Origin of the sequence: Candidatus Fukatsuia endosymbiont of Tuberolachnus salignus, assembly GCF_964030845.1 — a bacterium.
In the GTDB taxonomy this organism is placed as follows: domain Bacteria; phylum Pseudomonadota; class Gammaproteobacteria; order Enterobacterales; family Enterobacteriaceae; genus Fukatsuia; species Fukatsuia symbiotica.
Genome location: NZ_OZ034983.1, coordinates 2,466,411 through 2,480,782 on the forward strand (window position 1 = coordinate 2,466,411; position 14,372 = coordinate 2,480,782).

10 protein-coding genes and 3 pseudogenes are annotated in these 14,372 nt (G+C 44.0%); 8 read left to right on the forward strand and 5 right to left on the reverse strand.

Annotated features, from left to right (window positions below; translation table 11 throughout):
- The first annotated feature begins 166 nt into the window (after window positions 1-166).
- The 6 genes from AAHH42_RS11755 to AAHH42_RS11780 all read left to right on the forward strand — a co-directional run bounded on the left by AAHH42_RS11755 (window position 167) and on the right by AAHH42_RS11780 (window position 3,897).
- The gene (locus AAHH42_RS11755; protein WP_119797110.1) at window positions 167-496 is read left to right on the forward strand and encodes a putative holin; all 330 of its coding nucleotides are present in this window, start codon (window positions 167-169) and stop codon (window positions 494-496) included.
- 66 nt (window positions 497-562) lie between these two features.
- Window positions 563-1,135, forward strand: a complete 573-nt coding sequence (locus tag AAHH42_RS11760) for a lytic transglycosylase domain-containing protein (protein ID WP_342222073.1) — start codon at window positions 563-565, stop codon at window positions 1,133-1,135.
- On the forward strand, window positions 1,125-1,742 hold the full coding sequence (locus AAHH42_RS11765) for a hypothetical protein (RefSeq protein WP_342221202.1): 618 nt from the start codon (window positions 1,125-1,127) through the stop codon (window positions 1,740-1,742). The genes AAHH42_RS11760 and AAHH42_RS11765 overlap by 11 nt, the downstream gene beginning before the upstream one ends.
- Before the next feature lie 4 nt (window positions 1,743-1,746).
- On the forward strand, window positions 1,747-2,076 hold the full coding sequence (locus AAHH42_RS11770; protein WP_072550816.1) for a hypothetical protein: 330 nt from the start codon (window positions 1,747-1,749) through the stop codon (window positions 2,074-2,076).
- Window positions 2,077-2,266: 190 nt separating this feature from the next.
- Complete coding sequence (locus AAHH42_RS11775; protein ID WP_072550813.1) at window positions 2,267-2,704, forward strand: antiterminator Q family protein; 438 nt, start codon at window positions 2,267-2,269, stop codon at window positions 2,702-2,704.
- A 98-nt stretch (window positions 2,705-2,802) separates the two neighbouring features.
- On the forward strand, window positions 2,803-3,897 hold the full coding sequence (locus AAHH42_RS11780) for an ISAs1 family transposase (RefSeq protein WP_342221203.1): 1,095 nt from the start codon (window positions 2,803-2,805) through the stop codon (window positions 3,895-3,897).
- A 35-nt stretch (window positions 3,898-3,932) separates the two neighbouring features.
- Here the strand turns inward: AAHH42_RS11780 and AAHH42_RS11785 are convergent.
- A pseudogene (locus AAHH42_RS11785) lies at window positions 3,933-4,091 on the reverse strand (IS5/IS1182 family transposase); the annotation flags it as partial.
- 325 nt (window positions 4,092-4,416) lie between these two features.
- Between AAHH42_RS11785 and AAHH42_RS11790 the strand changes: the two are divergent.
- Window positions 4,417-10,086, forward strand: a complete 5,670-nt coding sequence (locus AAHH42_RS11790) for an anthrax toxin-like adenylyl cyclase domain-containing protein (protein WP_342221204.1) — start codon at window positions 4,417-4,419, stop codon at window positions 10,084-10,086.
- Window positions 10,052-10,726, forward strand: a pseudogene (locus AAHH42_RS11795) (hypothetical protein); the annotation flags it as partial. The gene AAHH42_RS11790 and the pseudogene AAHH42_RS11795, both read left to right, overlap by 35 nt.
- Before the next feature lie 1,231 nt (window positions 10,727-11,957).
- On the opposite strand, the gene AAHH42_RS11800 reads toward AAHH42_RS11795, so the two are convergent.
- The 4 genes and pseudogenes from AAHH42_RS11800 to AAHH42_RS11815 form a co-directional block, all read right to left on the reverse strand.
- On the reverse strand, window positions 11,958-12,932 hold the full coding sequence (locus tag AAHH42_RS11800) for an IS110 family transposase (protein ID WP_342221038.1): 975 nt from the start codon (window positions 12,930-12,932) through the stop codon (window positions 11,958-11,960).
- A gap of 138 nt (window positions 12,933-13,070) precedes the next feature.
- A pseudogene (locus AAHH42_RS11805) lies at window positions 13,071-13,406 on the reverse strand (helix-turn-helix domain-containing protein); the annotation flags it as partial.
- 59 nt (window positions 13,407-13,465) lie between these two features.
- Window positions 13,466-13,702, reverse strand: a complete 237-nt coding sequence (locus AAHH42_RS11810) for a winged helix-turn-helix domain-containing protein (protein ID WP_342221205.1) — start codon at window positions 13,700-13,702, stop codon at window positions 13,466-13,468.
- Between the two features lie 180 nt (window positions 13,703-13,882).
- Entirely contained in the window at window positions 13,883-14,179 is a 297-nt protein-coding gene (locus AAHH42_RS11815; RefSeq protein WP_342221206.1) for a hypothetical protein, read from the reverse strand.
- Window positions 14,180-14,372 lie beyond the last annotated feature (193 nt).

Consider the following 14,372-nt stretch of genomic DNA (forward strand, 5'->3'; position numbering starts at 1 on the left):
TTTGAGCGTTTCACAAGCCATTTCTCTACTTAAAAACCTGGCGCTATCCTCACGCTATCATTTTTTTATCATAGTGTGAGGTTTTACTTATTATAAATAACATAACCTCATGACAGTCCGTTTCAAAATAAAACGAGATTGACCCATTCATCACGAGATAAATCACATGAAAAAAATAAATAAACCCCGCCTGAGTGGCTGGATCATCACTTCTATTTTACTCCTTGCGATTATCAGTCTTATTTCGCCGCAACAGTTACCGGTTGTCATCTACAAACTTTCTCTGATCACGTTGGCGGCGGTACTGGGCTATTGGCTTGATCGCTCACTGTTTCCTAAAGCCCGCCCCGATCAGTACCTCTGTGATGAAGGTGATGTAACAGCTAAAAACCGTTACCCGGTATCAAGGGGGGATCAACGAGTATTTTCAGCGATCATGATCCGCAGAGCCTTGATTGTCGCCGCGGTATGTATCGCAGTGGCGATAGGTTTATAAATCATGAATACATTTCCTTACCGACTTCATTCCTGCAAACGATTATTGTTCATTATTTTTCTATCAATGATCGCATGCAATACCGCCGTAGCCAATCCGGCACCGGCATCCTTGCCCTATCGAACCGATGTGATCCGTAACGCACGAATCGAATGGGGGATCAATGCCCCTATTGCTGATTTTGCCGCCCAGTTCCACCAAGAAAGTAGCTGGATACCCAGTGCCATGTCACCACAAGGCGCACAAGGGCTTGCACAGTTTATACCGTCTACTGCACGCTGGTTCAGCAATATGATCCCCGCTTTACGTGCTAATCAGCCCTTTAATCCTTCGTGGGCCATTCGGGCATTGATCAGCTACGACCGCTGGTTATGGTGGCGCATCCAAGCGGCTAATGACTGTGAACAGATGGCGATGACCCTTTCAGCCTATAACGGTGGACTAAAATGGGTTCAGCGAGATCAAAAACTGGCAGTTCAAAAAGAGTTAGATCACCTGCGATGGTTCAAACAGGTCGAAACCGTCAATGCAGGACGCTCTCAGGCCAATTGGCGTGAAAATCGCCACTATCCGCAACGGATCCTACATACACTCGCGCCACGTTACCTGCTATGGGGAGGCAGTTATTGTGTGGAATAAAACCTCTATCGTCTTGGGCATTCTGGGCTTAACATTGTGCACAGTGCTAATGGCCAGCCTGTATTACACCGGACACACCCATGGTTTTCAACATGCTAAAGCGTTAGGAGAGCGTGCCTTAGCACAGCAACAGGCAAAATTTAGCCAAAAAAAACAACAGCAGGCAGAAGCCCATCTCGCTGAATTACAGATTGCAATAGAGCGTTATCAGCAACAAACACTTCGCGCTAATCAACTCGAACAAACCTACCTCTCCACCCGGCAGCGCTTAACCACCAACAATGCGCAATTACAAAGGAAAATCAATGATTTCACCCAGCGTTATATTGACCAACAGGGTCAAAGTCACCCTATGCAGTGTGTGTTTACTCGTGGTTTCGTGCAGCAATACAACAAAGCGAACGGCATACCCACGAACGACAATACCGCCCTTACCGGCAGCATTATCCCAACGCCCAGTGGCGGCGTACCCGCTGATGGCAAATTATACGCCAGTGGCGTCACCGCCCGAGATATCCTCGCCAACATCAATGACAACGGTGAACAATGTCAAGCACTAAAAGCGCAAGTTAATGGGTTACTTGATTACATCAATGGGTTGGGTTAACACTGTGAAAGTCGAATTAGAAATTTGGACATTAATCAGTTTATTGTTGAGTTTTTTTGGTTTTTTATTTGCAGCAGGCCGAATATTACTCACACAAATAGAAAAGCGCTTCCATGAACGTTTTTCCGCATTGGAAATGGCCTGTTATCAGAACGTGAAAACGGCTAGCCGCTCAGAGAGGACATTTTTGGAGTTTCGTGCTGATCTGCCATTAAAATACGTACGACGCGAGGATCACATCCGTGTTCAGAACATCATAGACACAAAACTGGATACGATCTACAATCAATTATCTGCTTTACAATCAAATAGTAAAAGAAATAAACGAGATTAAATTTTCGACCCTTTAGTAAACGCAACAATCGATATACAAACATTCAAATAAATTAACAATCAGAATATAACTTTTATAATAATTACTAATTATTAATAATAAAAAAGTGATTTTTTACGGTCGGTTTATATGATCAAATATAAAATGAAATTTATTCTATAAATAATTCAATGTTAAAAAGGGAAATGACATGAGAGATATAAATTTAATACTAGAGCGTTGGGGGACTTGGGCAAGATATAGTTCAAGGATGGATTATTCACCTATCGCGGCGGGATTTAAAGGACTCTTTCCAGCGAGTCCAAATAAAACAATTTCATGCAGTGACGATGATGGAATGATTATTGATCATGCGGTAGGACGTTTAAAAGCAGTGCGTAAACCGGAAGAATTAACGCTTATTCTGGCACATTATGTTTATTGTATCCCTAAACGCGTCATCGCTAAAAAATGGAAATGCTCCGAAAGTGAAATCCGCAGAAAAATACAAGTCGCGGAAGGCTTTATCGATGGTTGCCTGGCAATGAAGCACGTTTGTCTTCATATGGATCCTTATGTTCAAAAAAAAGGCGTGCAAACGGACATCATTGGCAAAATAAATACGTACGCTAGTGGAAGTGTACGTTGAGTAGTCTACAGTACAGGGCAGGGCGGGATCCCACTTTAATGTGAACTAATAATAGGCAGTAAGCTCATAATATTATGTATCCTAAAGAATATGTAATCATGAGTATTTTAAAGCAATTAGCCCTGATCCCTGACCCGCGTAAAGATATTAATATCAAACATCACCTGCTCGATGTTATTTTCCTGTTTTTTGCCGACGTGTTAAGTGGGGCCTCGGGATGGAAATCCATCCAGGATTTTGGCGAAGCTCAGCTCGATTGGCTAAAAAAATATGGCTCTTATCATGGTGAGAGCCCACGTCGTCATTGTATTGCTAAAATCATCAATGCATTAGATACAAATTTGCTGATTCAATCCTTGTTTTTATGGATTAACGAACGACGCCAACGAGCCGGTAAGACGTTGCTCGCCATCGACGGTAAAACCTTGCGGAGAACCTGGTCTGAAGAGATTTGCACTGCGCTGCATGTGGTGAGTGCCTATGATGTTGATGCTGGTATTACGCTTTATCAAAAAGCGGCGAACAATAAGGGAAAAGAAGGAGAATTAGCCCGTCAGAGCATTGACGCGTTAGCGCTGGATAATGCTATTGTGACGCTCGATTCATTGCATTGCCAAACCTCAACTTCATCACTTATCACGCAACGTAAAGGCAATTTTGTGGTGCAGCTTAAAGCGACTCAAAAGAAGCTGTTTGAACAGGTAAAACAGCAATTTGCTTTTGCCTATGATAGCGATAAATTGCACGAATATACGCAGACTAATCAGGGGCATGGCCGGATAGAAAAACGTACGGTTATGCAAATTAATGCGGAATTACCCAATGAATTAAAAGCGAAATGGCCTACCATTCGTACTTTCATTGAGGTCGCTAGTGAACGAACAAAAAATAATGTCACCCACTGTCGGTCACGTTGGTATGTCAGCTCATTAACGCTGAATGCAGAACAAGCGGCACAGGCAATTCGGCTGCATTGGGGGATAGAAAATCAACTTCACTGGGTATTGGATGTGGTGTTTAGAGAAGATGAACTCTTGATAAAAGCTCCGGATGGAGCAGCCCATGTCGCTCTTTTCAATCGCGTCGCGTTGGGTGTGATTAAACAGCACAAAGGTAAACAAGATAGTATTGCCAGTAAACGTAGACGTGCCGCCTGGTCAGCCGATTTTCGTAGTAAACTTATTTTTGGTTAAAAAATTAGCAAAGTGGAATCCCGCCCTGCCCTGTGTCAGGGTATATGTCGCAAATTGAGCTCCCAGTTATATATTCCGGCAATAAGATTAAATCTAAGTCCAAACCTTTTTCGCCTGTTGCGATATTTTTCAGCAATAATTCTGAAACGCTTAAGCACACCGATCACATTTTCGTTAACCACTCTTTCACTGGCTCATTGCTAATTAATCTTCTTTCGTTAACGGATTAATTTTATAAAGCATCATCCTTAAATTATAAAAATGTATAGTTTTGAACGGTCATTTAATAGCGCTGTTTAATAAAATTAATTAAAAATAATATTTATAAAGCAATTTATTGTTGTTATTTGTCTTCAATTAATACAAATTATATTCATATAAAAAAACGACCTGATACAATATTAATAATCATCATTTATATAAAAATGATGTATTTTTTACTCTTGTCAATTAAAGTGAAATTATCTTTTAAAATTTGCGATTTAAAATAGTTTTACCATTTAACCGAACCAGGAATATATGATGACAAACAGCCAACAACATCACTCCTTTAGTAATTTTGTTCCAGTTATAGAAGGAGAAGATGCAATTAAAGCATCTGGTCTTGTCGATGAACATGTCAAGCAATTTATTAAACTGGCTAAAAGAAAAGATACTTTTTTTATATTTCGTCCAGTCAATGGCCTTTCGACCTCATTAATTAAGCAAGGCGCTGCAACTAAAGGGATGGAGGTACATGGTAAAAGTGCAGATTGGGGACCGATGGCAGGTTATATTCCCTTTGATCAGGATTTAAGTAAACAGTTTGGTAATCATGATGCCGTTATTAAAGGAAATGCCAATAATGTTCATTCAATTAATGATAGTCAGGGTTCAATCAAGAAAACCATTCTGCGTATTGACATGGATCGATTAAAAGAATTACAAGACAAAGGTATTTTAAATTGGCAGCCTACAACCGGAGAAATAATTATTCTGCATAAAGGAGCTGATACATATCAATTCCGTTTAAATAAACAAGACGACAATAATTATACGGTTGATTATCGAACTTTACCGACTGCTGCTTCAACCTTAAATGAAACTTTTACTTGGCGCCCAGTAGAGGTCATTGGTAAAGAAATCAATGGAATCACTACACCTTTGACAGCAGATTACGATTTGTTTATGGTTGCTCCGAAGCTGCAGAATGTGGTTGATCTTAAAACGTTAGGAGGTAGAAAGCACTCACTAAAAGAAATTACTCAGCTTATTTCTGAGCAGGGCTTGGGGCAAATTGCCAGACGCCAGAGTGATACTGAAAAAGGGCGTTTACCCGTATGGCTCCGTGATGATATCAACGATTTGAATAGAGTGGCCAAAGAAGCAGGTTATCAAGGAGGCACGTTAGTAAACCATGGTTCCGAAATGGATAATCCATTCCCTGAACAAGATCAGCGGTTATTTGTAATAACACCTGAAGGAAAAACTTTTTTAACAACCCGCTGGGAAGATACACAACAGGTTATTAGAGATATTCATCAACAAGGCTATATTGTTTATCGTAATCGTAGTTACAATTCATTATCTGTGACAACCAGCAGTGATGGACAACAACAAGTTAAAATGATTGTATGGGGTGATAGCTTACCTTCATTAAACGAATTTGATAAATATATTACTGAATTCATAAAAATAGTAGACAGCGGAGAAATATTACCAGGATTGAATAATATTCGCAATGTACTGGCTGAATATTATTTAAATCAGGATAAAGATCTCAGTGAGCAAAATAAAAAAATTTTTATTATTAAGGGGCAATTTAAGCAATTACTGAATGAGCATGGTTTAAAGTCAGAAAATATAAAAATTGCGTTAAATGCAATGTATCAATGTATTGATATTTATGAGCGTATAGTTTTCACACCTCAGCTCATGCGCCTCGTGACACAAATTGATCATGTACTCTCACCTACCTCTCAAGTAACCAAAAGATTTAATACAATGACAGCAGAACCTTCTGTAAGGACAGAATTGCCTTCTGTCATGCGTGACCAAACACCCGCTGCGCCAATATCTATCTTTGAACTAAAAAGAGCAACAGATGGAACTTATATCCTAATAAATGAAGTCACACCGAATGGAAAAATACCGCCAGATGGAAAATATTTTTTTGTCAATCCTATCGGAAAAAATGCCGGAAAAATTATAGTCGCTCATGAAGATGATGCACAGGGACATTCATCGCTGACTGTGAGACATAAAGATAGTTCAGTCTCATTTGTAGACGCCGAGAGCGTCTATTATGCTGGAGAGTTAACGTTTAGCAACGGTGAATTGCTAGAATGGACCAACGAGAGCGGGCATTACAAACCTCCCATTGATCACGCAACACAGATGAAACTAGACGATCCAAGCCTACTCTCTTCCGAAAAATTTCGTGCATTTGAAGTCCCACCCAAACCCGTGGATATACCTCCTCCGGTACCACCAAGACCCGCTCATACATTTTCGGTTATGCCTTCCGTTCCCGTTACTGCGCCCACTGTGCGAGAGAGTAGACCTCCGCTATCCTATTCAGGTGAGCCGACTGAGAGCTCGATCCCCTCCATTCTCTACCAAATAGTCGTGGTGCAAGCACATGATGAAGATGCGATGCGTGCGGCGGGACAGTGGCTAAAAGAAGATCAGGGGCGTCGGTTCCTTATCGGTATGCATGGAGAGCATCTAAACCTTTATTCACCGAATGGCAATCCAGCTGATGTGCCACAAGATGCACTGCAAGCATTTAGAAGAACCATAGCCTTGACCCCTAACCCATCTGTGAGCATGCTCTTTATCGGTGAAAAAGACGTGAGCGGATTCGTGAAGGCTGAACAAGTGGCGTTTTTGCCCGATGGCACACTTGTGGTGCAAGATGATGCACTCGATGAACAAACGGAAGCAACACGATGGAATGGGCAATCATTGGACGATACTCAAAAAATGATACTCGGCTTTATTAATGAAAATTTAACCGGCATTCGCGCAGAAAATATCCAGGTTAAATTAGGTCAAATTACTGGGATCAGCGATCTTGACGCAGATAATGAACCTCTACCTTTCCGGAGTTCAGTCACTATGGATTATATCGTTCCACTGACCACGTCTGCTGAAGGCCATATCATTATCCAAGATCTTGTTGAGCAGGCTCCCACACCGAGACAAACCGGCATGCCCGGTGGCAATGCCGGATTTAATCATCCAGTGAAGCCAATCCAGCCTGTTAATCTGCCGATGACGCCAGTTCCCGATAATTTGCCCACTAAACTACATCGGACAACAGAGCTGTTAGATCAGGTAGCCGACGGACGCACAACAATACAATCATTGGACATGGCCTCACGCGACCTTCTCACCGAAGCTTTTCATTTATCCGATGGGCAGTTAGATAGCCAGAAATTACTGCTCCACGCGCATAGTCCGGAAAACCGTCAAGCATGGGATAAGGCTATTCGACAGCTGTTGCAAGATCCTGCAACTTATAATGAGCAAGCAAATTTAAGCCTACAGGACGCCTTAGCGCAACAACAGCACTTACACCAGCAGCAACAACAGCGGGCCCGTGAATTTTTTCAAGCGGGTGCTAATACTCAAAAAGTGAATCCAGGGGTGGAGACTAACACGCACTTGATTCCCCCCTCGTATTCCCTCAGAAAGGGAATCGACAGCGGGCGCGATAGCGATGCCTGGTCTTTGGCTTTTTTAGACGCCAAACAGGCAGGAAAAACACAATATGATATTTTTTCCGCTGGCTTAACTGCCGATGCGGGGCGGCGAGCGCGGCTTATCGATGGCAGTGCTTCGGGGAGTGAAATGGCTTACAGTGATTACCTGCATGGTCAGTTCGAACAGCTAAAAAATAGCTCAGCTCTCTCTGTCGACAATCCGACGATTTTTACCCGTCATAACGTACAGGATTTATTCGGTGCAACGCCTGCCGCAGGGGCTTATTTGTTAAAAGGCACGCACCACTCGGTGGCGTTACATATTCATCAAAGTGGATCCGGTTACACTTATTCATTGTATGATCCTCAGGTGGGGAGTGTTGATTTAACTGCGCTGAGTACGGGCGAACATCGCCCGGCGTTACACGGCCTACTGGACAACTATTTACAAGGGACAAACGCGGCCGGCCAGACGCGTTCTCAGCAGTATGGCATTGAAAAAACAGGCACAAGATACGCTTTTGCTGCCTATCAAGTGAATATTGAACAGGCCCGCGCGCTCACCCCCCTTGGCGAATTTCAAACCTCACTCAATAATGAGGTGGCCGCCCGTACGCTCTTATCCTCTGTCACCCTCGACGGCGTGACGCTGCCCACTAATATCCTCCTGGATATGGGGGCCATTTTTGAGGGCAAACCCAGGACTCTGGAGCATTTTACTGATACTGACAGTGCATCGTTAAAAACCCTTCGCTTTCGGCCTCAACAATTGCACGATTTTTTAACGAAAAATAATCTCAATGATCCGGCTTTTGAACCGGGGCTGCGTCTGATCAGGCAAAGAATGAACGGGATCGATGGGGATACCTCGCCGCTATTAGCACGGGGGTTACTGCAAGAGCAGAAAATTGCAAAAAAGACCTTGGCCTTACTCGGCAAAGTTAATCGCCATACCCTCGTTAACACTGACGGAACGCTTACCGTCAAACCGACACTGATGCCATCGCTGCAGCCAAAAAGTCGCTGGCATCGGGTTAGCAATGTCACTGGCTATGCCGGCTTGGGCATGTCTGGTCTCGGTTATTATTTAGGATATAAAGCTATCGCCGGTTATGAGGAGGCATTAAAGCAGCAGGGATTAACGCCAGAAAAAAGGCAGCAGCTTGAATTTGAGCGTAATTTTGCCATTGCTTCTATTAACACGAATTTCGCCGTTGATATCGGACAATATGGGCTGAGTAGAATGACTGCCTCAATGAGTAGCAGTGCGGCGAAACTCGGTGACAACATGGCGACAAAAGCGCGCTTTATCAAAGTAGGCGGTGCCGCGTTAAGTTTAGTGGGTGTGGGTTTTGATATCTATGGCGCCTATCGATCGTTCTCACAACTGGCTACCGAGACTGACCCAGATATCCGGCAAGATCTGATCGTCTCGGGTAGCCTCTCGGTGGCAGGTGCTGCCGTTGGCCTGGCGGTGACGGGTGCTTTTATCGCCGGCGGTACTGCTGCTGTGGCGGCAGGGCCCATTGGTCTTGCTGTGGGCGGCGTCTTGATGCTGGCAGGTCTAGGCTATTCGGCGGCACGTCAAGTTAAAGAAATAGAGAAACATATTTATTTAACGGTGGATGAAAAATGGAATACCGGCTGGCGGGTATTTTGGGGGAGCCACCCCTCGAAGGCGATACAAGACAAAATGGCTGAAACCCAGCGGTCAGTGTATCGTGAAACTTGTGATGAATTTTTACGCAATACGGCCAGGAGTATGATGAGAGAACGGGGTATCACCCCGATTTACCACTATGTTTACAGTGGTAAAGATTTTGATTTGGTATCGCATCCCTATTGGCAATTAGATAGTGCCTATGTTGATTATTATAAAGCGTTAGCGAGTAGAATCGAGGGAGAAAACCTGGAGAAAGAAAAACGAAGATTAGGACGTGAATACGCATTAGAAATCGGTGATTTTGAGGCCACAAAAACCGGAGAATACTATTACACCCCGGTTTTTAAGGAAGTGGATGATTATGTTGTCGCCGCCTCGGGATCTATAAAAAACGCGGTGCGCTTCGATAATCTGGCAAATGGAGCGGCAGATGGCATCGTTCTGTTTAATCTCGGGGACGGTAACGACAGTGCATTCGGATATAAAGGAAGAAAGAATACCTTCCTCGGCGGGAAAGGGAAGAAGCACTACGTGGGTGATACCTTAAATGATCTATTTTATTTAGGTAATGACAATCAAGGCTCTGCTACCAGCGACTTCGAGGGGAGTCGCTTTTACGGAAAAGCTGGCGAGGATACCCTAATTATTGCAGCAACACCTTCAGGGATTAGCGGTTATTCAATTGATCTTAGAGAAGAATTAGTTTGTTACTACAACAGGGGGGTCGCGACTAATCGGGTAGCAATAATTAGGGATATTGAACACATTATGGGGCACGCGACACTTGTTGATCGCATGGTGGGTGATGCACATTCTCACGCTGGAACAGGGTCGGGCTGACGGCGGAACGGAAGAAGATAGCTACATTATTTTGCAAAATGCCAGCGCAGAAAACGCCGAGATAGCGATTATAGATACCGGCAGTGCCTCTGCAGAGAACAACCATGTGCTATTAAAACACTCTGCGCCGCAAATTCAATCCATCACCTTAGTAAAAAAAGACCGCGCCTGGGTAAACGAAAAGTGGGTAAACAGAGACAATTATACGCTACGTATCCTGCTCGCTAACGACAACGGCACCAGCACCCAACTCGATTTAGAAGACGCCTATCAGCGCTCTGTGGATAGTAGGCAACTGCAGGCACAGAATCGCTATAGCTTAACCACCGGTGACGGTATACAGATCGATACAACGAGCTGGCCAGAAACCTTAACCGTAGCCGATAAAAAGACAGTGAGAGGGGTAGAAAGCTGGTCATTGCCGGTGCTGTCGGCGCAATATGTGGTGCTTTTGGATAATCGAAAACCGTCCAATCGTTCTTTTGATCTTTCAAGAGAGATCGATGCGGATGCTTTGCCAGCATTGAAAGCCGATATTGCTAAGATTAATACGGTTATCGGGGACGCTACACTGGGTGATTGGATACAGGGTGATGAGGCTAACAATCAACTCAATGGTCAAGGTGGGTACAGTGTGCTCTATGGCATGGGTGGCAATGACATTCTCACCCTGGAACAGGGTTGGGCTGACGGCGGGACAGAAGAAGATAGCTATATTATTTTGCAGAATATCCGTACGGAAAACGCGGAGATAACGATTATAGACACAGGCAGTGCCGTAGCAGAAAACAACCACCTGGTATTAAAACAGGATGCACAGCAAATCCAATCCATCATATTAATGATAAAAAACCACGCGTGGGTAAACGGAGGATGGCAAAACAGAGACAATTATACGCTACGTATCCTGCTCGCTAACGACAACGGTACCACTACCCAACTTGATTTAGAAGATGCCTATCAGCGCTCTGCGGATGGCAAACAGCTTAAATTGCACAACCGTTATAGCTTAACCACCCGTGATGGCCTGCAAATCGATACGAACAGTTGGCCAAAAACGCTTCAGGTTGATGACAAAACGACCAATGAAAGCGGATTGTGTACCTGGTCACTGCCGGTGCTGTCGGCACAATATGTACCGATCTTTGACAGTAAAAGAAGCGCCTTTCTTGGTAGTGCGGCAGCGGAGCAAAGTATGATTGAACTCATACAGAAAAATGCGCAAGGACAGAGCGAGATAACGGTCGGTGGTCAAAAAACGGTACTACCGAAATCGATGACATTAGTATTGGGAGACACAGCGTATAAGGATACCATAGAGGGCGATGACAGCAACAACGCCTTATCCAGCGTTCAGGGTAATGACCACCTAAAAGGAAAAGCAGGCAGCGATGTCTATCATCTCTACCATACCCCCAACATAAGCAAAACCCTCACCATTGATAACGAAGATCTCACAACCAACCCAGCGATAGACGTTATTATCCTGCATTCTGTTTCCATGGACCAATTGAATACCGTGATCCACCAGAACGAGGGTGATCTGGTGTTAGGTGCGACGATCCCCAACCTCGCGGTGGGGATCCTTGAACTCCGTTTGCGTCACTTTATGCAGGATAAGCGTTATCAACATGCGGTTATCCTCGATAAAACTGGCGATTACTATCTTGTAGAAAAAGGAGAAGACGACAAGGCACATATCTATCCTGCGTACTTTGATCAGCCCAGCGGTGAATTTAAACGAGGAGAACGACAAGATAACCTGCAAACACAGGCCACCTCTGGCGATGACAGGGTGACATTATCCAATGCGGCCCTATTACTAGAGAATACTTTCCGTGCCCTAGCCGGTAAGGATACCGTCTTGCCCATCATGATGCAAGTGCTATTTTTGTATCGAATGGGATGCCTGATTTCAGCACACCATACGCCAGTTGGAGTAATTTGCGCATTGCCGCACAGACGCCCATTTTACCCCCTTTATGGCGTGATACGAGTCGTTGCCACTGTGCTTTCACTATCGGATTACAAGAAAGGGCAGCCAGAGCGGGCATATACAACGCTTTCCTGAGCTCGGTATGACCCCGTTTTGATAGGCGGCTCCGTCCTTTAAATAAACCTGATTCACAAAGTTTTGGGTTAAGCCCGGCATAGGCCACCACTGCCTTACTGTTAGTGAATTTTGACACATTACCCACATACGCCAGCAAACTGGCACTTAGTATTTCACCGATACCAGGAATACTCTCCAGCAACGCTTTATTTTTCTTTAAGTCAGGATCGTTATCGATATGGTTTTTTATTTTTTCTTTGGTGGCCTGGATTTGTTGTTTAAGTGCAGAAATGATTTCAAGCAGTGAGGATTGAACGACATCGTCAGCCACTGATTGCCGATTTTCTTGCATTTGCCTCATTTCCTCTAAACTCTTTAGATGGCGTACTAGCGCGGTTAATTGACGTTCGCTCAAGGGAGGAGGAGTCCAGAGGACAGGTGTATGCAGTGCGCAGTAGCGCACTATCATTTTTGCATCCCCCTGATCCGTCTTGTTCCGACTCAGTTCACTCTCACCAAAGGCATGAATACGTGATGGGTTTTCTAGGCTGACGTCAATGCCATTATCAACTAAGAACATAGCCAGTGGAACACTGTAACTCCCTGTGGCTTCGAGACAAATATGACAATCCCCGTAAGGGATAAGCCATTTCAGTAGTTGGCTAAATCCAGAGGGGGTATTCGGGAATGCTTTTGTTTTATACTTTTTTCTCTCTACCCACACTGCAACATCGAATTTTAATTTGGCAACATCAATACCCACTGCGGTCTTGTCCATGGCTGATTCTCCCATGAAAAACAGATAATTAAATGATCGCCCCGACCTTCCTTATAAATACGTGCTCTTAGCACAAGATACCGTTCGGTCTTACAGGCGACGATAAATATGTCACCGGGGTTTTATCTGACTGCACAAGCTTTAAGCCTAAGGGCGCAAACAAACCGAGCGAACACCACTGCCGGAAATCATTATCCCCTGTCGGTTAAGTTCATTCGCCACACGGTGCTGACCATAAGCAGAATAGTCGTAAGCCATATTCACCACCGCTTGTTCTATATGCGGCTCCACTCGATTTTTTTCGAGTGGTTTTTTACGGCTTATTTCCACCAAGGCTGGCTCACCTCCCTGCTCATACAGCTTTTTAAAACGGTAATAACTGTCTCTGCTGTAGCCCATGACTTTACACGCTGACTGAACATTACACAGCTGTTTTGCCAGGTCAAGTAAGCCGAGTTTCGGTTTGATTATTTTTGCTGTTTGATTCATTTCTAACACGCCTTCATTTCATATTAAATATATTGAAATGTCAGATTAAATTCAAACTTTTACAGCTTATAGCTAAAACAATACGCTTGCAGCCATTTTGTCATGCCAGATACGGTGTAACAGACGCCAAATTGGGTTTCCACATAAGCACAGATATCGATGACACGGGTATCAATCGTGCTTTCAATGTGTTTTTCAAGCAATAAAGATTCATGCACGCTCAATTTACTATACGAGCCGCCATTTTCAGGCTTTAATTTTTCGTCTGAAAGCCAATCTGTTACATGTTGCCTCACTGTTTCTTCATGAATACGTAATGCTTGGGCAATCGCTTTGTTATTCTAGCCTTCATTTTTCAACAACACGGCTTTGATTCGATCTCGAACACGGCCATCGTGTTCGTAACGATGAAGGCGTTCCAAATCTTGTTTTTGAGAGGCTGTCAGTGAGTTTATTTTCATGACCTTATTTTTAATCTAGTTGAGCAAATTTTCCAGTGGTTTTAATGGCGATGGGTATATCTTCTTACTCCGTTTTTTTGCTAGCACAGTATCAGCCGCAATCACTAAACAAGGCGCTCCCCGCTCAATCGAGGGCGCGACAAGTTGCCACAACTCTTTGGGACGAAAACAGCGGCTCTTTAACCTGCGAATTACGCTATCATGGGATACTCTCGACGGGCTCACTTCTGACAACACCAGACCTGAATATCTCACACGACTCGCTTGTAAAAATGCTTTATAAAGGTCTTTCGTACAGGGATAACCTGACATCTCATTACCATTCTTATCTTTTTTTCTACGCTCCTTTTACCCTCATTTATTACAGTGCGAAACTCGTGTCGGACTCGGACTCGGACTCGGACTCGGACTCGGACTCGGACTCGTGGCAATAACTGTCCCCTTGCGCGAAAAATCATCAAGTGTAAAAAGCGGGGGGGGGGAAGTGGGATCCCGCCCTGGGATT